Consider the following 19,034-nt stretch of genomic DNA (forward strand, 5'->3'; position numbering starts at 1 on the left):
CCGAGGGAAGGGGACGTGACGGTGGTGACTTTGGACCTCGACGACATGCAGGGCCTCATCCCCCGTGGCTACGGCACCCTGCGCTGGGCGAGCTTCCTGATGCTCACGATCAACGACCCCGCCAGCGCACGCGCCGCTCTCGGTGAGCTGACGCCACGGGTGACGAGCGGCCGCGCGGAGCCCCCGGACACCGCCATGAACCTCGCCTTCACGTCGGACGGCATACGGCTTCTGGGATTGGAAACACCCGGCCCCGACGGCTTTCCCGAGGAGTTCGTCTCGGGGATGACCGACCCCAACCGCAGTCGCTTCCTCGGTGACACCGGGGAGAACGCCCCATGTTACTGGCGGTGGGGCGGCCCGGCCACCCCTCCCGTGCACGTTCTCGTCCTGCTGTACGCCCGCGACGAGGCGCGGCTGGGGCGGCTCGAGGCGGAGGTGCGCCAGGTCGTCCTCGCCGCGGGCGGTCTCACCGAACTCGTGCGGCTGGGAACGGCCGAGTTGACCGAACGCGAACCCTTCGGCTTCCGGGACGGCATCTCACAGCCGCTCATCGAGGGGCTGCCCAGGGCCACGGCCGCTCCTGCCAACGGCACAGGCGGTGACGAGGTGGTCAAGGCCGGGGAGTTCGTCCTCGGCTACCCCAACGAGTACGGCCTGTTGACGGACCGGCCGCTGCTGCCGCCCCCGCACGACTCGGCGGGCCTGCTGCCCCGCGGCCCCGGTGGCACTGACGCGGATCTCGGGTGCAACGGCAGCTATCTGGTCTTCCGCCAGCTCCATCAGGACGTCGACGCCTTCTGGGGCTACCTCGACGAGGCGACCAGGCGCCCTGACGGCAGCGGCGATCCCGCCGCGCGCGACGCGCTCGCCGCACGCATGGTGGGACGCTGGCCCGGCGGCGCACCGCTGGTCCACGCGCCGCGGCAGGACGACCCGGCCCTTGCCACGGACAACGACTTCGGCTATTTCTCCACCGATCGGGACGGCATGCGCTGCCCCCTCGGGGCGCACATCCGCCGCGCCAACCCGAGGGACTCGCTGGATCCCCGGCCGGGATCGGCCGAATCGGTCGCGATCGGCAGACGGCACCGGATCCTGCGCCGGGGTCGCGCCTACGCGGACGGCGGGACGGGCGGCGGGGGTGAACGCGGGCTGCATTTCCTCTGTCTCAACGCGAACATCTCACGCCAGTTCGAGTTCATCCAGCACACCTGGTTGAACAATCCGAACTTCAACAGGCTCTACGACTCCCCCGACCCGCTCGTCGCGCCCCGCCGGAACCACCGTTCCACCTTCACCGAACAGGCCAGGCCCGTACGCACCCGCCACCTCGGCCTTCCGCAGTTCGTCTCCGTACGAGGTGGCGCCTATTTCTTCCTTCCCGGGCTGCGGGCGCTGCGCTTCCTGTGTTCGGCCACCGGCAAGGGCGAGCAGCGGTGACCGGGGCGCAGCGGGTCAACGACGCGATCCTGTGGTGTGTCCAGCTCGAACGGCGCGTCGACCCCTACATCCGCCCGCTGCTCGACCGGCTGCTGCGGCGACCGGTACAGGCTCTGGTGCAGTGGCTCATCAACGTCCGCCGCCGCGACGAACACCTTCGTCTCGCCGAGGAGACGGTCCGGCCCGAGGAGGCCGGAATCGCCGAGGACATCACACGTCAGATGGCCCGTTTCATCGCACGCGAGTACGCGCCGGGGTGCGCGCAGCGGGCCGGGAACACCAAGACCCACGGGGTCGTGCGCGGGGAGTTCACCGTCTCCGCCGACCTGCCCGAGCGGCTGCGTCACGGTGTCTTCAGCCGTCCCACCACCTTCCAGGCCTGGGTCCGCTTCGCCGGGCCGGGCCCCCTGTCGCCGCCCGACATCAAGGACAACGGCGTCCTCAGCATCGGCGTCAAGCTGCTCGGCGTCGAAGGCGAGAAGCTGCTCGACGACGAACGGAGCACCCAGGACTTCACGGGCATCAGCGCGCCGACCTTCACCACTCCGGATGTCGTGGAGAACCTCAAGCTGCAGCGGCATGTCTTCGACGGCACCCCCCTCCTGTACTTCCTGGGCCCTCGCGACCCGCACCTGTGCGACTTGGTGATGCAGGGGTTGTACGCCAAAACGCACTCAAGTCCCCTGGAGGCCCGGTACTGGAGCTGTACGCCGTATCTGCTCGGTGAGGGCCAGGCCATGCAGTACTCCGTGGTCCCGCGCGACGGAACCCGCACGCGGGCGCCGTGGAACCCGCCGGACGACTACTTGCGGGAGGCCCTGGCCACGACGTTGCGGGAACGCGACGTGACCTTCGACTTCCTCGTCCAAGTGCAAACCGATCCGCATCGGATGCCGATCGAGAACGCCTCGGTGGTCTGGCCCGAACGGCTCTCGTCGTTCATCCCCGTGGCCACGCTGCGGTTGCCGAGACAGGTTCTCGACGCGACGCAACAGTTCGCCCTCGCCGACCGGCTGTCTTTCAACCCTTGGCACGCGCTGCCCGAGCACCGGCCGCTGGGCAACCAGAACCGCGCCCGCCGCGCCATCTATCTCCGGCTCTCCGGGCTCCGTCAATCGATGAACGGCACACCGCGCGAGGACCCCGGTGACGGCACCTGGCTCGGCTCGGCCACGCGGAGCAGTGGGCGCGCGAGCCGACGGGACACGACCTAGCGTCATACGCGGCATGCACTACCCCTCGGGAAGGGGCGATGACCATGGACGGGCACACAGTCGCGCGATACAGCCTCGCCGGAATCCGGCTGGTGAACGGCGTGGCGGCACTCCTGGCCAGTCAGGTGGTGGCCCGCCGGCTGGGGGCGGACCCGAGCCGTCCGGCGTTGATCTACGTGCTGCGGATGTTCGGTGCCCGAACCGTGGTCCTGGGCGCCGAGCTGCTCTGCCTCAAGGACCCGGACGAGCTGGACCGAGCACTGCGTGTCGGCACGTTCATCCATACGAGCGACGCGCTGTCAGCCGCCTGGGCCGGGCAGGAAGGGACGCTCGCCCGGCGGCCGGCGATGGCCGCCACGGCGATCTCGACGGTCAACGTCGCCCTCACTTTTCTGGCCCAGCGGCGGGACTGCCGCCGTCCGGCCACGCGCTGACTGCCTTCAGAACACCCGCACCGGACGCCGGAAGGAATTCCACGATGGGTAGAGCACACGACGGCTCGGCGGGCCGTACGACACCGCGAACCGCCGGCGAGACCGGAACCGCGTCCTGGTTCGTCCAGTTGCACGACAAGCTGGCGCTGGCCGTCGACCACAAGGTCGGCTGGCAGAATTTGCCGAAGTCGCTCGGCATGCTGACCCTCATCGGTCTCCGTGACAATCTGCGCCGGAGGAACCTCTTCGACACCAGCACCTACCCGACACGGGACCTGCCACCGGTCGGGCCGCCGGAACCGCGGCACCTCACCGAGCGCACGGCCGACGGTACGTACAACGACCTGGCCAGCCCTCGTATGGGTATGGCCGGTTCGCGCTTCGGTCGCAACACCCCGCCGGAGCGCAACTTCCCCGAATCCGAGCCGCAGATCATGTCTCCGAGCCCACGTGAGGTGAGCCGTGCGCTCCTCACGAGGCATGAGTTCGTCCCCGCGGAGTCCGTCAACGCCCTGGTCGCGGCGTGGTTGCAGTTCATGGTCCGGGACTGGGTCAGCCATGGGCAGGGCGCGGTGGACCGCCCCTGGCACATCCAGCTGGTCGACGACGACCCTTGGCCCGCCCGGCCGATGCTCGTGCCGCGGACGCTCCCCGACCCGACCCGCCCGGGCAGTGACGACGGGCTGCCGCCGACGTACATCAACGAGAAATCGCACTGGTGGGACGCGTCCCAGCTCTACGGCGACGACCTGGCCGCCCAGCGGCGGCTGCGCACGGGCGAGGACGGCAAACTCAAGGTCCCCCGGAACGGATCGCTGTTCTCGGACGACCCCGAACGGGATCCGGCGAGCGTGCCGGGGTTCTGGGTGGGCCTCGCCATGATGCACACCCTGTTCATCCTGGAGCACAACGCCATCTGCGACAGGCTGCGCGGCGAGTACCCCGGCTGGTCGGACGAGGAGATCTTCCAGCGGGCGCGCCTGATCACGGCGGCACTGATCGCCAAGATCCACACCATCGAATGGACTCCGGCGGTCATCAGCCATCCGACGATGGTCACCGGAATGCGCGTCAACTGGTTCGGCGTCCTCGGTGAGCGGGTGCACCGGCTGTTCGGCCGGATCAGCTCGAGCGAGGTGCTCAGCGGCATCGTGGGCGGGCGTACCGACCACTTCGGCGTCCCCTACTCCCTGACCGAGGAGTTCGCGGCCGTCTACCGGATGCATCCCCTGGTCCCCGACGACTGGAGCTTCCGATCGGTCGCGGACGACTCCCTGCTGCAGGAGGCGACGTTCCGGGACCTGGCCGGTCGGCAGGCCTATGAGATCCTCGGCAAACACACCCTGCCGGATCTGTTCTACTCCTTCGGCACCTCGCACCCGGGTCTGGTGACCCTGCACAACTACCCGAGGTTCCTGCAGGAGTTCCAGCGCCCCGACGGCAAGCTCATGGATCTCGGGGCGGTCGACATCCTGCGGATCCGGGAACTCGGCGTACCGCGGTACAACGAATTCAGACGTCTGCTGCATCTTCCCCCGGCGGAGGATTTCGACTCGCTCACGGACGATCCGGTCTGGGCCGAGGAACTGCGTCGGGTGTACGAGGGCGACATCGAACGCGTCGACCTCATGGTGGGCATGTTCGCCGAGCCCCGGCCGAAGGGTTTCGCCTTCAGCGACACGGCGTTCCGGATCTTCGTCCTCATGGCGTCCCGCCGGCTCAACAGCGACCGTTTCCTCACCAAGGACTACACGCCTCAGGTGTACACGCAGACCGGACTGGACTGGATCGAGAACAACAGCATGGTCAGCGTGCTGTTGCGGCACTTCCCCGAGCTGCGTTCGTCCATGAGGTCGGTGAACAACGCGTTCGCCCCCTGGAAGGCGTCCTCACCCGCGCGGTGATCACGCCCGGTGCCCGTCGGATGCCGGGTCGTGGCCTCGCAACTTCGCCGGTGGCCCGCTCAGCAGCCAGAACCTCACAAAGGCGATCGCGAATGCCCCGTCGATCGCCGCGGGCACGAGCACGAGTGGGCGAGTCCGGCGTCATCCGCCCACGTCTTCGGGACTCGGCTGTGAAGCTGCTTCGCCCGGCCCGGGCCGCGCACCACGGCAGTCGCGTGGCCACGGGCCGTCCGGCTCCCCCCTTCGGCCCCCTGGAATGAGTTCTTCGCCGCCTGGGAGAAGGGTGACGCGCCGACCGCGGCGTCGTGCCCACCGCCGGCGGCTCCGACAAGGCGGCCGCCCTGATCGGACAGGGCCAGGTGCAGATGAGCCCGCTGAACATGGCATCCGTGACGGCGACCGCGATGACCGGGACCTTCCGGCAGCCGGTGCTGGTGCCGCTCGCGCTGGACGGCCGCGAACCGGCACGCGCGCGCGGGCTGTCGCGGAGCACGGCCGCGCAGCTGCGCGGCATGATGAACCGCACCGCCCGCAGCGGCACCGCGGCGGGCGTGATGGCCGGGATGAGCGGGGACATCGGCGCGAAGACCGGCTCGGCCGAGGTCGACGGGAACGCCAGGTCCGACAGCTGGTTCACCGGTTACCGCAATGATGTGGCGGCGGCCGCGATGGTCCAGGACGGCGGTCACGGCATCGACGCGGCCGGGCCGATTGTCGCAAGCGTGCTACGGAACGCCGGCTGACAGCACCCAACGAGGTGGGGACTTTAGGGTGAGGGGGTCGTTGGGGAATGTGAAGGCTCCGGGCAGCCTGGGGAAGTCGCGGAGGAACTGAGGCAGTGGGCAACAGAAGGCGCGTCGCCGAGCGACGGAAGACCGGACCCGCCGTGCTCGGCGGAATGATCGCCGTGGTCGTCGGCGGCGCCGGGTTCGGCGTCTACGCGCTGTACGGCGGGGGCGCCGCGGCCGACGAGCGGACGCCCGCCTCGGCCGACCACAAGGCCGTCAGGACCGGTCCGCTCACCGCGACCGAGGTCCGCACGGCCGCGACGCGCTTCCTCACCGCCTGGCAGCAGGGCAAGGTCACCGAGGCGGCCGCGGCCACCGACGACCCGTCCGCCGCCGGCCCGCTGCTCACCGGCTCCACCAAGGACGCCCGCCTGAAGGACGTCACGCTCACCGCCGGGACGGCGACGGGCGCCAAGGTGCCGTTCTCCGTCAAGGCGACCGTGTCGTACCGGAACCTCGGCAAGCCGCTCGCCTACGACAGTTCGCTGACCGTCGTCCGGCGCAAGAGCGACGGCAAGCCGCTGGTCGACTGGCACTCCTCCGTCGTCCACCCGGACCTCCGGGACGGCGACACGCTCGTCACCGGCGAGTCCGGCACTCCGCCCGTCACGGCGCTGGACCGCGACGGCGGCGAGCTGACGTCCACCAAGTACCCCTCGCTGGGCACGGTGCTGGACGGGCTGCGGGAGAAGTACGGCAAGAAGGCGGGCGGCAGGGCGGGCGTCGAGCTGCGCGTGGTGCGCGGCAAGGCGTCCAAGGCGGCCAAGCTGTCCGACAAGACACTCGTGGAGCTGAGCAAGGGCACGCCGGGCACGGTGCGGACGACGCTGAGCCCGTCCCTGCAGGCGGCGGCCGAGCGGCAGGTCGACCGGCGGGCCCGCGCCTCCGTGGTCGTGCTGCGGCCCTCGACCGGCGAGATCCTCGCGGTCGCCAACAGCGGGCACGGTTTCAACACCGCCTTCCAGGGCTCCCTGGCGCCCGGCTCCACGATGAAGGTCATCACCTCGTCACTGCTGATCGACAAGGGCCTGGCCGCGGCGGACAAGGAGCACCCCTGCCCCAAGACGTTCACCTACGGCGGCTGGAAGTTCCACAACGACGACGACTTCGAGATCAAGGGCGGCACCTTCAAGGCGAGCTTCGCCCGCTCCTGCAACACCGCCTTCATCAGCCAGGCGAAGAAGCTGAAGAACGACGACCTGACCCGGCAGGCGCAGCAGGTCTTCGGCCTGTCCATGAACAACTGGGCGATCGGCGTGCCCACCTTCGACGGCTCCGTGCCGGTGCAGTCGGCGGCGCAGAAGGCGGCCTCGCTGATCGGACAGGGCGGGGTGCGCATGAACCCGCTGAACATGGCTTCCGTGGCGGCGACGGTGAAGTCCGGCACCTTCCACCAGCCGTACCTGGTGTCCCCGTCCGTCGACCACCGCACGCCGGCCACCGCGTCGCGCACCATGTCGGCGAAGACGCTGTCGCAGCTGCGCGAGCTGATGCGGTACACGGCCGCCTACGGCACCGCCGCCGAGGCCATGTCCGGGCTCGGTCCGGACTACGGCGCGAAGACAGGCTCAGCGGAGGTCGACGGGCAGAAGAAGCCGAACGGCTGGTTCACCGCCTACCGGGGTGACCTCGCCGCCGCGGGCGTGGTCCAGGCGGGCGGCCACGGCGGCGACACGGCCGGCCCGATCGTGGCGACACTGCTGCGGACGGGCGGCTGATCAGTTCCGTACCGGCTCGGCGACGTACGTCCGGCGCAGAAACCTGACCAGGGTCTTCGACTCGAACTGCACCACTTCGACGCCGTGGTCGGTGTGGAACTCCACGACGGCCTGCACGCGCCCGCACGGCCACACCCGGACGTCACCGCTCTCGGCCGGCGTCCGCAGTCCCCGCTCGAGCAGCGAGCGTGAGAAGGTCCACTCGTGCGGTCCGGGAAGGCCGACCCGGACCGACCGGGGATCGGTGTCGGGGTCGTACCGCAGTACGACGGGCACGGCTCCCGGGTCTTCCTCGTCCGTGACGATATGAGCGCGCGCGTACTGTTCGACTACAGACATCGGACCGCCCTCTCACGAACTGTGACCTATGCGAAAGCCGTACATCCGTGTTCCCTCCAGAGTCGCACATTATCCGGTTCACACCCCGGTGAGAGACGAGACTTCGTCTCTCTTGCAAAGGGTTCGCAACAAGGGCCTAACATCGTACGGTGCATGTACCTGACGGATTCATCGACGCCCCTACCTCAGCGGTCGCCGGAGTGGTCGCCGCCGGAGCCCTGGCGGTGAGCGTGCGCGGCGCCCGTCGCGAACTCGACGAGCGGACGGCCCCGCTGGCCGGCCTGGTCGCGGCGTTCATCTTCGCCGTACAGATGCTCAACTTCCCCGTCGCGGCCGGGACAAGCGGCCATCTTCTCGGTGGTGCGCTGGCCGCCATCCTCGTCGGCCCCTGCACCGGCGTGTTGTGCGTGTCGGTCGTGCTGCTCATGCAGGGCGTGCTGTTCGCGGACGGCGGGCTGACCGCGCTCGGCGTGAACATCACCGACATGGCGATCGTCACCACGGTCGTCTCCTACGCCGTCTTCCGCGGGCTGCTCGCCGTACTGCCCCGCAAGCGGCGCTCGGTGACCGCCGCCTCCTTCGTCGCCGCGCTGGTGTCCGTGCCGGCCGCCGCCCTCGCCTTCACCCTGGTCTACGCGGTCGGCGGTACCACCGACGTCGCCCTCGACAAGGTCGCGACCGCGATGATCGGTGTCCATGTGCTGATCGGCATCGGCGAGGCGGTCATCACCGCGCTCACCGTCAGCGCCGTCATCGCCGTACGCCCGGACCTCGTACACGGCGCGCGCGGCCTGCGGCAGCGGCTCCGGTTGCGCGTGAACGGCGCACTGGTGGACGCCCCGGCGCCCGTGACGCCCGTGACGGCGCGCACCTCCCGGCGCACGCTGTGGGTGACCGGCCTCGTCACCTCCGTCGTCCTCGCCGGGTTCGTCAGCTTCTACGCCTCCGCCAACCCGGACGGCCTGGAGAAGGTCGCGCACGACAAGGGGATCGACGAGAAGGCCGAGAAGCACGCGGCGGCCGGCTCCCCGCTCGCCGACTACGGCGTCAAGGACGTCTCCGACCCGCGTCTGTCCGGCGGCCTCGCGGGCGTGATCGGCGTCGGCGTCACGGTCGTGGCGGGCAGCGCGGTGTTCTGGGCGGTGCGCCGGCGCCGCGGCGCGGACGTCTCGCCCGCCTCGACCGCGGGCACGGGCGTCTGACATGGGAGCGGGACACGCGCACCGGCTCTACCGGCACGGACACTCGCCCGTGCACGCCCTGCCGCCGCACACCAAGCTGGCGGCCACCTTCCTGTTCGTGGTGGTCGTGGTGTCGACCCCGCGCGAGGCTATGTGGGCGTTCGCGGGGTACGCCGGCCTGCTCGCCTTCGTCGGGTACCACGCGCGTGTGCCCGCCGGTTTCCTGCTCAGGCGGCTGCTGATCGAGGTGCCGTTCGTCGCGTTCGCGGTGCTCATGCCGTTCGTCGCGGAGGGCGAGCGGGTGCACGTCCTCGGGATGTCGCTGAGCGTGGGCGGACTGTGGGGCGCCTGGAACGTGCTCGCCAAGGGCACGCTCGGCGTCGCCGCGTCCGTGCTGCTCGCCGCCACCACCGAACTGCGCGAACTGCTGCTCGGACTGCAGCGCCTGAAGCTGCCGCCGCTGCTCGTGCAGATCGCCTCTTTCATGATCCGGTACGGCGACGTCATCACCGACGAGATGCGCCGGATGCGGATCGCCCGCGAGTCGCGCGGCTTCGAGGCGAAGGGCGTGCGCCACTGGGGCGTGCTCGCCAAGTCCGCCGGCGCGCTGTTCATCCGCTCCTACGAGCGCGGGGAACGCGTGCACCTGGCCATGGTCAGCCGGGGATACGCCGGCTCGATGCCGGTCATCGACGAGGTGACCGCGTCCCGGGTGCAGTGGTCGTACGCCCTCGCTCTCCCCTTCGCCGCCCTCGTCGTCTGTCTGCTGGGATGGGTCCTGTGACTACACCTGCCTCCCTGGAGGTCTCCGGCCTCGCCTTCGCCTACCCGGACGGCCACCAGGCCCTGTTCGGCGTCGACTTCTCCATCGCGCGGGGCGAGCGGGTCGCGCTGCTCGGCCCGAACGGTGCCGGCAAGACGACCCTGGTGCTGCACCTGAACGGCATCCTGGGCGGTGGCACCGGCACGGTGACCGTGGCCGGGCTGCCCGTCGGCAAGCGGCACATGGCCGCCATCCGGCAGAAGGTCGGCATCGTCTTCCAGGACCCGGACGACCAGCTGTTCATGCCGACCGTGCGGGAGGACGTGGCGTTCGGGCCGGCCGCCGCCGGGATCAAGGGCGGCGCGCTGGAGGAACGGGTCCGGCACGCTCTGGAGCGGGTCGGCATGCAGGACTTCGCCGACCGCCCGCCGCACCACCTGTCCTTCGGCCAGCGCCGGCGCGTCGCGGTGGCCACCGTGCTCGCCATGGAGCCGGAGATCCTGGTCCTGGACGAACCGTCCTCCAACCTCGACCCGGCCTCCCGCCGGGAACTGGCCGACATCCTGCGTTCGCTGGACGTGACGGTCCTCATGGTCACCCACGATCTGCCGTACGCCCTGGAACTGTGCCCGCGTTCGCTGATCCTCAGCGACGGCGTGATCGCGGCGGACGGCCCGACCGGCGAGCTGCTCTCCGACGACGAGCTGATGCGGGCGCACCGCCTGGAGCTGCCGTTCGGGTTCGACCCGAAGTCCGTGACAATGGGAGCGTGACGAACGAGGATCCCGCCGTCGAGGGCTCACTGCTGCTGGACGACCAGCTGTGCTTCGCGCTGTACGCGGCCCAGCGCGCCGTGACCGCCGCGTACCGTCCGCTCCTCGACGGCCTCGGGCTCACCTACCCGCAGTACCTCGTGCTGCTGGTCCTCTGGGAGCGCGGCGAGACCAGCGTGAAGGAGCTGGCGCGCGCCCTCCGTCTGGACTACGGCACCGTCTCGCCGTTGCTGAAGCGGCTGGAGGCGGCGGGTCTGGTGCGCAGGGAGCGTGCGGCGGGCGACGAGCGCTCGGTGCTCGTCGCGTGCACCGGGCGCGGGGAGGAACTCAGGGAGCGCGCGGCGCGCGTACCTGGCGCCCTGCTCACGACCACGGGGCTCGGCGCACAGGAGGTCGCGCGGTTGCGCGGGGACTTGTGGGGGATCACCGAGCGCGCCGACGCGGCGGCCGCCCGGCACTGATCCCGGATCACCCGCGGTTTCCACCCCCCGGTGACGCCTGCCGACATACCAGCCGGTACCTTGTGCACAATGTATTTGCGCGCCACTTGTTCCGGGGGAGGCCGGCCATGACCGAGGGCACCGCTGTCGACACCCGTCCGACGAAGATCATGTATGTCGCCGAGGCCACCGCACACGGCGGCCGGGACGGCTATGTCACCAGCCACGACGGCCGGCTCGAGCTGAAGGTCGCGATGCCCCCGGAGCTCGGCGGCGACGGCAACGGCACCAACCCGGAACAGCTGTTCGCGGCCGGCTACTGCGCCTGCTTCCACAACGCCCTGATCCTGGTCGGCAACCGCGCGGGCTACGACCTGACCGGCTCCACGGTGGCCGCGAGGGTCGGCATCGGCCCGAACAAGCACCGCGGCTACGGCCTCGCGGTCGCCCTCAGCGTCTCCCTGCCGGTGCTGGACCGGCAGATCGCCGAGAAGCTGGTGGACTCGGCCCACGAGGTGTGCCCCTACTCGAACGCCACGCGCGGCAACATAGACGTAACGATTCTGTTGGGCTGATCCCACCGAGGAATCGCAGGCGCGCGGGCGCTGTTGCGCCCCATGTCGCAGGCGATCGGAAGGGACGGCGGACGTGGACGTGAACGGCACTGTGGCCGAGGGCTTCGAGCCGGTCAGGAAGGCGTTCGCAGCGAACTTCGTGCTGCTCGGGGAGCGCGGCGCGGCGGTCGCCGTGTACCGCGGCGGACACCAGGTCGTGGACCTGTGGGCCGGCACCAGGGACGTGGACGGCGACACCCCCTGGGAGCCCGGGACCGCGCAGATCGTGCGCTCCGCGACCAAGGGCGTGGCCGCCGCCGCGCTGCTGCTCCTGCATCAGCGCGGCGAGCTGGACCTGGACGCCCCGGTCGGCACGTACTGGCCGGAGTACAAGGCGGCCGGCAAGGAGCACACTCGCGTACGGCACCTGCTCGCGCACCGCGCGGGCGTGCCCCTGCTCGACCGCCCGCTGACCCCCGAGGAGGCCGCCGACCCAGACCTCGGTGCGGCGGCCGTGGCCGCGCAGGCGCCGGTGTGGGAGCCGGGAGCGGACCACGGCTACCACGCCCAGACCTACAGCTGGCTCACCGGCGAACTGATCCGGCGCATCACCGGCCGGCCGGCAGGCGAGTGGATCGCGGACGAGATCGCCGGGCCCGTCGGCGCGGACCTGTGGCTCGGCCTGCCGGAATCACAGCACGCGCGCGTGGGACGCGTCGGCCCCGTCGAGGCCCCTGAGACCGCGAGCCTGCGGACCCGCCCCAAACGCGCGGTCGCCGAGGCCTACGGAGACCCGGACTCCCTGACACGCCGCGCGTTCGCCGCGATCACCCCGCTGCCGGACGAGAACGCCCCCGCCTACCGGGCCGCCGCCCTGCCCGCCTCCAACGGCATCGCCACCGCCGGCGGACTGGCCCGCTTCTACGCCTCGCTCATCGGCGAGGTGGACGGCGGCACCCGCCTGTTCGCCCCGGAGACGACGGAGCTGGCGCGCAGCGAGCAGTCCGCCGGGCCGGACCGGGTCCTCGTTGTCGGCACCCGCTTCGGCCTCGGCTACATGCTGCACGGCAGCGCCTCCCCGCTGCTCTCCCCCGCCTCCTTCGGGCACCCGGGCCGGGGCGGCGCCCTCGCGTTCGCCGACCCGGAGACGGGCATCGCCTTCGGCTACGTCACCAACGGGTTCAGGAAGAGCGTGACGGCGGACCCGAGGGCACAGGCACTGGTACGGGCGCTGCGCACGGCGCTCGCGTAGGGCTCGGCTCACAGCGTGCCCGCGCCGCGCGCTCAGGGCGTGCGCCCCCAATGCGCGCCCAGGCGTGCGCCTGTCCCACGCGGCAGCGCGCCGGCGCCCGGCTTCACACGTTGATCGGGTGCGAGGTCCGGCCGGAGTCCGCGTCGATCTCGTCGTGGGCCTTGGTCAGCAGTTGCATGGCCAGTTCGTTGAGGGCGCGGGCACCGGCGATCTCCTCGCCGACCCTGGGCTGGTTGGAGTCGACGCGGTGCCGGCTGGCGCGGCCGTGCGCCCGTACCTCGGTGCCGTCGGGCAGACGCACCATGGCCACCGCGCGCGTGTGCTGCTCGTCCTCCATGAACTCCAGCTCGACGTGCCATCCCACAGCGGTGTGCATCATGTCGACCACCTCCGTAAACCGCTGCTTCCAGGGTGCGCCCGGGCCCCCCGCCCCGTCATGTCGACGCCTGGCCGCCGTCCCGGAGCCGTCGACCGGCGCCGGGCTCAGTCACCCGGCTTCTGCTCGAAGCTGGCGAAGTACGCGGCGGCCATGTCCTCGTCCGCGTGGCCCTGGGCAGCGGCACGGGCGAGCCGTTCGGCGGTCGCGGTGGCGACGTCGAGCCGTACGCCCTCCCGTTCCCCCGCCTCGACGATGAGCCGGGCGTCCTTCTCGGCGGTGGCCACCGCGAACGACGCCGGGGAGAGCTTGCCCTCGAGGACCAGCGCGGCCTTGGCGCGCAGGTAGCCCATGTCGAGCGGTCCGCCCTCGATGAGGTCGAAGAAGTTCTGCGGGTCGACGCCGAGGGCCTTCGAGAGCGCCAGCACCTCGCCGGCCGCGGCGGTGGCCGCGAGAACCCAGCTGTTGGCGACCAGCTTGAGCCGGCTGGCGCTGCCCGCGCCCCCGTCGTCCCCGGTCCACACGGTCTTGACGCCCACCGCGTCGAAGACCGGCGCGACCGTCTCCCGGGCCTCCTCAGGCCCGGCGGCCAGCACGGTCAGCTGGCCGGCCTCGGCGGGCCGGCGGGTGCCGAGGACGGGGGCGTCGTAGAAGACGAGCCCGTGCTCGTGGGCGAACGCCGCCAGGTCGGTGATCAGGTCGATCCCGGCGGTGGTGCACTGCGCCCACACCGCGCCGGGACGCAGGGCCGGGGCGGCCTCGCGCATGACGTCCAGGACGGTGTTGCCGTCGTAGAGCATGGTCAGGACGACGTCGGCTCCCTCGACGGCCTCGGCGGGGGTGTCGGTGACCCGGGCGCCGTCGGTGGCCAGTGGCTCGGCCTTCTCGCGGGTGCGGTTCCAGGCGTGCACGTCGAGTCCGGCACGGCGCAGGTTGCGGGCCATCGCGGCTCCCATGATGCCGGTGCCCAGGACGCTGACGGTCGGCTGGTGGGTCATTGACGGCTCCCTGTCCTCCGGTTACTGCCCCGGTCGCTGCCTCGTGGTCCGACGTCATCTTCGTACGGATGACGCCTCCGCGCCGCCCTGGCGGGTCGGCGAGGGCGCCCGGGTGCGGTACGCGCCGCATCCCGCACCCGGGGCGCGTGCCGTTTCGCGCGGCACCCGGCGCGCGTACGGCTGCCGCGGCACCCGGGGCGCGCTACGGGGGGCACGCCCCCCTGTTCGCCACCCGACGCGCTACCCGGCGTGCAGCATCAGCCCGATCCCCACGACCAGCAGGCCGGCCGCCGCGATCCGGGGTGCTCCGAAGCGCTCCTTGAAGAGCAGTGCGCCGATGACCGCGCCGACGATGATGGACGACTCGCGCAGGGCGGCGATGGGGGCGAGTTCGGCGCGTGTCTGCGCCCACAGGACCAGGGCGTACGCGGCGACGGACAGGGCGGCGCCGAGGAGGCCGAGGACGGCGTACGGCCGCAGCAGCCGGACGGTGTCGCCACGCGCGCGTGCGTACATGTAGGCGGGGATGACGCTCCCCTGGACGGCCATGAGCCAGGCGATGTACCCGAGCGGCGAGTGCGCGGCACGTACGCCCAGGCCGTCGATCACCGTGTACGCGGCGATCGTCAGCCCGGTCGCCAGCGCCGCTCCGATCGCCGCCCAGTCCGGCCGGTTCCCGCGCAGCCCCCACAGGCTGACGCCGGTGAGGCCGAGGCAGGACACGGCGATGCCGGCCATCGCCCAGGCGCCGGGGACCTCGTGCGCGAAGACGGCGGCGAGCACGGTGACGACGAGCGGCGCGCTGCCGCGCGCGAGGGGGTACGCCTGCCCGAAGTCCCCCAGCCGGAAGGAGGTCATCAACAGGGCGTAGTAGGCGATGTGCACGGCCGCCGAGACCAGCAGGAACGGCCAGGCGGGCCCGGCCGGGAACGCCACGAACGGCGCCGTCGCGAGCCCGATCAGCAGCCCGCCGCCGGAGATCAGGGTGAAGCCGACCAGCTTGTCGGTGATCCGGTGCGCGATGGCGTTCCAGCTGGCGTGGGTGACGGCGGCGAGCAGGACGGCCGCCGCGACGAACGGCGTCACGCGCTCTGCTCGCGTACATCCACCGGTGTGGCCCCCGCGTGGACGACGAGTTCCTTCGGCTCGATCGGGAAGGCCGTGTACGGCGTGCCGGCCGCCGCCCACACCGGGCCGTGCGCGAGCAGCGAGCGGTCGGCGACGACACGCGTGCGCGTGCGGTGCCCGAAGGGCGGCACGCCGCCGATGGCGTACCCGGTGGTCTCCCGGACGACACCGGCGTCGGCCCGGGTGACCTTCCCGGCACCCAGCTCCTGCCGCACCCGTTCCACGTCCACGCGCGAGGCCCCGTCCAGCAGGACCGGCACCGGCACGCCATCGACGGCGAAGATCGGCGACTTGGCGCTCCGGCTCGGTTCGCACCCGATCGCGGCGGCGGCCTCGGCGGCGGTCCGGGTGGTCTCCGGGAACCGCCGGGTACGGGCGAGGACGTCCTCCAGCCCGAGCGCGCGGAGGGCTTCGGCGCAACGGGAGTGGGCCCCGGATTCTTCGGCGTCAGTGGCGGCTGTCGTCGTCATGTGGGCACGCTACGGCATCGCCCGAACCCCACTCACGGCGTTTTCCACCCGTTCGTCCGCAGCAGCGGCGTGGAAGACCGGTGAGGGTGCAGCCCGTCCCCACGGGCTGCACCCTCACCGGCCGTCTCTCACGAGCGGTACGTCAGGCGCGTACCAGCTCCCGCTCCCCCTCGGGATCGGCGTCCCTGCGATCCGGCTCCGTGAGCAGACCCTCGCCCTCGACGTCCACGTTGGGCAGGACGCGGTCGAGCCACTTCGGCAGCCACCAGGCCTTCTTGCCGAGCAGCGCGAGCACCGCCGGGACGATCGCCATGCGGACGAGGAACGCGTCGAAGAGGACGGCGATCGCGAGGCCGAAGCCGATCATCTTGACCATCGACTCACTGGAGCCGATGAAGCCGGAGAAGACGGCGATCATGATGACCGCGGCGGCCGTGACGACGCGGGCGCCGTGCTTGAAACCGGTCACGACGGCCTGGTTGGGCTTCTCTCCGTGGACGTACGCCTCGCGCATGCGGGTCACGAGGAACACCTCGTAGTCCATGGCGAGACCGGAGACCACGCCGACCATGAAGATCGGCATCATCGACATGACCGGACCGGTCTCCTCGACGTTCATCAGGCCCGACAGCCAGCCCCACTGGAAGACCGCGACCACGGCGCCGAGGGCCGCCATCACACTGAGCAGGAAGCCGAGGGCCGCCTTCAGCGGGACGAGGATCGAGCGGAAGACCACGATCAGGAGGAGGAAGGCCAGCCCGACCACCAGGGCGAGGTAGGGCAGCAGCGCGTCGTTCAGCTTCTGCGAGACATCGATGTTCATCGCGGTCGAGCCGGTGACCAGCACCTTCGCATCGGTCGCGGAGGTGATGTCCGCGCCCTTGCCGCGGATGGCGTGCACCAGGTCCTCGGTGGTGGTCGAGGACGGCTTGGAGTCCGGGACGACGGTGATCGTCGCGGTGTCGCCGGCCTTGTTGGGTGCGGCGGGGGTGACCGTGACGACGTCCTTGAGGCCCTTGATCTCGTCGCCGACCTTGGTGAAGGCCGCCTTCGGGTCATCGCTGCCCTTGGCGTCGACCACGATCATGAGCGGGCCGTTGAAGCCCGGTCCGAAGCCCTCGGAGAGGAGGTCGTAGGCGCGGCGCTGGGTGGTGGAGACCGGCTGGGAGCCGTCGTCGGGGAGGCCGAGTTCGAGGGAGGTGGCCGGAACCGCCGCCGCGCCGAGGCCGATCACGCCGAGCAGGAGGACGGCGACGGGGCGCCGGACGACGAAGCTCGCCCAGCGGGTGCCCATGTTGGGCCGGCCCGGCTTCTTGGGCGTACGGCCGCCGCCGAGCAGCTTGCTCTTCTCGCCGGCCGGCTTGACCCTGCGGCCGGCGTAGCCGAGCAGCGCCGGGATCAGGGTGAGGGCGATGAGGACCGCGATGGCGACCGTACCGGCGGCCGCGATGCCCATCTTGGTCAGCATCGGGATGTTGACCACGGACAGGCCGACCAGGGCGATGACGACCGTCAGGCCCGCGAAGACCACCGCCGAGCCCGCCGTACCGACGGCCCGGCCGGCCGCGTCCTCGCGGTCGCGCCCCTCGGCCAGTTCGGCGCGGTAGCGGGAGACGATGAAGAGGGCGTAGTCGATGCCGACGGCGAGGCCGATCATCGACGCCAGGGTGGAGGTGGTCGTGCCCAGGTCCAGGGCGCTGGCGAGCGCGGTGATCGTGGAGACGCCGATGCCGACGCCGATGATCGCGGTCAGCAGCGGGAATCCCGCCGCGAGCAACGAGCCGAAGGTGATGACGAGGACGACCGCGGCGATGGCGATGCCGATGATCTCGCTGGAACCGGTCTCGGGGGTGGCGTTCAGCGCGTCACCGCCGATCTCGACGGTGAGGCCCGCGTCCCGCGCGTCCTGCGCGGCCTCCTTCAGCGCGTCGCGGGAGGGGTCCTCCAGCTCCATGCCGGAGACCTTGTACTTCACCGAGGCGTAGGCGACCGTGCCGTCCTTGCTGACGGCGTGCCCGGTGTAGGGGTCGGCGACGGAGACGACCTCCGAACCGCTCTTGAGTTCCTTGACGGTCTTCCCGACGGTCGCCTTGTGGGCGGCGTCCGTCATCTTCTCGCCGCTGGGCGCCTTGAAGACGACCCGTGCGGTGGCGCCGTCGGCGCTCATACCGGGGAAGCGCTGTTCCAACAGGTCGAAGGCCTTCTGGGCCTCGGTGCCGGGGATGGAGAAGGACGTGTTGCCGGCGGCCGGCGCGGAGGCGGCACCCACCCCGGCGAGGGTGAGCAGCGCGACCCATATGAGGGCGGCGAAGTGCCGTCGCCGGAAGGCGAGCCGGCCGAGTTTGTAGAGGAACGTGGCCACGGAGGCGTACTCCCGGTCAGGTCGTGGGTTCAGCTGGGCAGGGGCGATCAGCCCGACGACGTGAGCGGTGACGTCAGGTGGTGGGCTTGCTGGGGAGGGGTATCAGAAGGTGATCGAGGTTGATCAAGAGGTGGCGACGCCGAGGGCGGGGAGGACCACGGCATCGATGTAGGAGGTGAGGAAGGCCTGGGTGGGCGGCTGGTCGTCGAGCAGGGCCCGGGTGGCGAAACCGCCGACCATCATGTGCAGCAGGAAGTCGAGCGCCGGACAGTCGGGGCGAATCTCACCCCGGTCGACCGCGCGCCGGATCACCTGGTGGAATCCGGACATCTCCGGCTCCACGAGGTGCGCGCGGAACGCCTCGCGCAGATCGGGGCTGTTGTGCATCGCCATGGCGACGCCCCGCATGAGCGCGGAGTTCCGCTCGATCGTGCAGTCGTCCTCCAGCCGCACCAGGGCGTGCAGGTCGCCGCGGAGCGAACCGGTGTCGATCTCGTCGATCCGGCCGGGCTTGCCGTGCCGGATGGCCTTCACGACCAGCTCGGCCTTGCCGCCCCACTGGCGGTAGAGCGTGGCCTTGCTGGATCTGGTGCGAGCGGCCACGGCGTCCATGGTGAGGGCGTCGTAGCCGACTTCCCGGAGCAGGTCGAGCACGGCCTCGTACAGCTCGGCCTCTCGCTCGGGCGTGATCCGACTGCGACGCGTCGTTGCGACGGCCTCGGTCATGCCGGTCACCTTCCCACTCCGTGGTCTTCCGCTTCGTACCTCTCTGAAGATACCCCTCGAGCGTACGAAACGAAACCGTTTCGTACGTGTGCTGGGTCACGCCTGTCGGTTTTCCATAAGGGATCGGCCGGTTGTGCAGCTCATAAGTTGCTGGGGCTCTTTGCCAGGAAA

Annotated in this window: 18 protein-coding genes and 1 pseudogene; 12 read left to right on the forward strand and 7 right to left on the reverse strand. The window is 71.0% G+C overall.

Translation table 11 applies throughout. The features are described from left to right. Positions 1–15: 15 nt before the first annotated feature. The 6 genes and pseudogenes from ABZ079_RS02800 to ABZ079_RS02825 all read left to right on the forward strand — a co-directional run bounded on the left by ABZ079_RS02800 (position 16) and on the right by ABZ079_RS02825 (position 7,501). Complete coding sequence (locus tag ABZ079_RS02800) at positions 16–1,443, forward strand: peroxidase (protein ID WP_356937569.1); 1,428 nt, start codon at positions 16–18, stop codon at positions 1,441–1,443. Beyond that, positions 1,440–2,657, forward strand: coding sequence for a catalase family protein (locus ABZ079_RS02805; RefSeq protein WP_356937570.1), 1,218 nt, complete (start codon positions 1,440–1,442; stop codon positions 2,655–2,657). Before ABZ079_RS02800 ends, ABZ079_RS02805 begins: the two co-directional genes overlap by 4 nt. A gap of 44 nt (positions 2,658–2,701) precedes the next feature. Further along, positions 2,702–3,091, forward strand: a complete 390-nt coding sequence (locus ABZ079_RS02810) for a hypothetical protein (protein WP_356937571.1) — start codon at positions 2,702–2,704, stop codon at positions 3,089–3,091. 44 nt (positions 3,092–3,135) lie between these two features. Further along, positions 3,136–4,995 (forward strand): peroxidase family protein, encoded by a 1,860-nt coding sequence (locus ABZ079_RS02815; RefSeq protein ID WP_356937572.1) that lies wholly within the window; start codon positions 3,136–3,138, stop codon positions 4,993–4,995. A 305-nt stretch (positions 4,996–5,300) separates the two neighbouring features. Beyond that, positions 5,301–5,738, forward strand: a pseudogene (locus ABZ079_RS02820) (penicillin-binding transpeptidase domain-containing protein); the annotation flags it as partial. Between the two features lie 95 nt (positions 5,739–5,833). Next, on the forward strand, positions 5,834–7,501 hold the full coding sequence (locus tag ABZ079_RS02825) for a penicillin-binding transpeptidase domain-containing protein (RefSeq protein WP_356937573.1): 1,668 nt from the start codon (positions 5,834–5,836) through the stop codon (positions 7,499–7,501). Here ABZ079_RS02825 and ABZ079_RS02830 read toward each other — a convergent pair whose 3' ends face one another. Then, entirely contained in the window at positions 7,502–7,840 is a 339-nt protein-coding gene (locus ABZ079_RS02830; protein WP_356937574.1) for an SsgA family sporulation/cell division regulator, read from the reverse strand. A 149-nt stretch (positions 7,841–7,989) separates the two neighbouring features. Between ABZ079_RS02830 and ABZ079_RS02835 the strand changes: the two genes are divergently transcribed. From ABZ079_RS02835 to ABZ079_RS02860, 6 genes are all read left to right on the forward strand, one after another. Further along, a complete protein-coding gene (locus ABZ079_RS02835) occupies positions 7,990–9,042 on the forward strand; it encodes an energy-coupling factor ABC transporter permease (protein WP_356937575.1) in 1,053 nt (350 codons plus the stop codon). A gap of 1 nt (position 9,043) precedes the next feature. Further along, entirely contained in the window at positions 9,044–9,805 is a 762-nt protein-coding gene (gene cbiQ / locus ABZ079_RS02840; RefSeq protein WP_356937576.1) for a cobalt ECF transporter T component CbiQ, read from the forward strand. Continuing rightward, positions 9,793–10,557, forward strand: coding sequence for an ABC transporter ATP-binding protein (locus tag ABZ079_RS02845; RefSeq protein WP_356937577.1), 765 nt, complete (start codon positions 9,793–9,795; stop codon positions 10,555–10,557). The genes cbiQ and ABZ079_RS02845 overlap by 13 nt, the downstream gene beginning before the upstream one ends. Beyond that, positions 10,554–11,018, forward strand: coding sequence for a MarR family transcriptional regulator (locus tag ABZ079_RS02850; protein WP_356937578.1), 465 nt, complete (start codon positions 10,554–10,556; stop codon positions 11,016–11,018). The genes ABZ079_RS02845 and ABZ079_RS02850 overlap by 4 nt, the downstream gene beginning before the upstream one ends. A gap of 107 nt (positions 11,019–11,125) precedes the next feature. Continuing rightward, positions 11,126–11,572, forward strand: a complete 447-nt coding sequence (locus ABZ079_RS02855; protein ID WP_356937579.1) for an organic hydroperoxide resistance protein — start codon at positions 11,126–11,128, stop codon at positions 11,570–11,572. Positions 11,573–11,645: 73 nt separating this feature from the next. Then, positions 11,646–12,803, forward strand: coding sequence for a serine hydrolase domain-containing protein (locus ABZ079_RS02860; protein WP_356937580.1), 1,158 nt, complete (start codon positions 11,646–11,648; stop codon positions 12,801–12,803). A 103-nt stretch (positions 12,804–12,906) separates the two neighbouring features. Here the strand turns inward: ABZ079_RS02860 and ABZ079_RS02865 are convergent, their stop codons facing one another. The 6 genes from ABZ079_RS02865 to ABZ079_RS02890 all read right to left on the reverse strand — a co-directional run bounded on the left by ABZ079_RS02865 (position 12,907) and on the right by ABZ079_RS02890 (position 18,863). Beyond that, positions 12,907–13,182 (reverse strand): DUF1876 domain-containing protein, encoded by a 276-nt coding sequence (locus ABZ079_RS02865; protein WP_356937581.1) that lies wholly within the window; start codon positions 13,180–13,182, stop codon positions 12,907–12,909. A gap of 104 nt (positions 13,183–13,286) precedes the next feature. After that, positions 13,287–14,177: an NAD(P)-dependent oxidoreductase gene (locus tag ABZ079_RS02870; protein ID WP_356937582.1), complete on the reverse strand. Its 891-nt coding sequence runs from the start codon at positions 14,175–14,177 to the stop codon at positions 13,287–13,289. Positions 14,178–14,417: 240 nt separating this feature from the next. Further along, the gene (locus tag ABZ079_RS02875; protein ID WP_356937583.1) at positions 14,418–15,263 is read right to left on the reverse strand and encodes an EamA family transporter; all 846 of its coding nucleotides are present in this window, start codon (positions 15,261–15,263) and stop codon (positions 14,418–14,420) included. After that, positions 15,260–15,775: a YbaK/EbsC family protein gene (locus ABZ079_RS02880; RefSeq protein ID WP_356937584.1), complete on the reverse strand. Its 516-nt coding sequence runs from the start codon at positions 15,773–15,775 to the stop codon at positions 15,260–15,262. Before ABZ079_RS02880 ends, ABZ079_RS02875 begins: the two co-directional genes overlap by 4 nt. Positions 15,776–15,917: 142 nt before the next feature. Beyond that, positions 15,918–18,137: an MMPL family transporter gene (locus tag ABZ079_RS02885; RefSeq protein ID WP_356937585.1), complete on the reverse strand. Its 2,220-nt coding sequence runs from the start codon at positions 18,135–18,137 to the stop codon at positions 15,918–15,920. Positions 18,138–18,260: 123 nt separating this feature from the next. Further along, entirely contained in the window at positions 18,261–18,863 is a 603-nt protein-coding gene (locus ABZ079_RS02890; RefSeq protein WP_356937586.1) for a TetR/AcrR family transcriptional regulator, read from the reverse strand. Positions 18,864–19,034 lie beyond the last annotated feature (171 nt).

This window comes from Streptomyces sp. NPDC006314, from assembly GCF_040613075.1.
GTDB lineage: Bacteria > Actinomycetota > Actinomycetes > Streptomycetales > Streptomycetaceae > Streptomyces.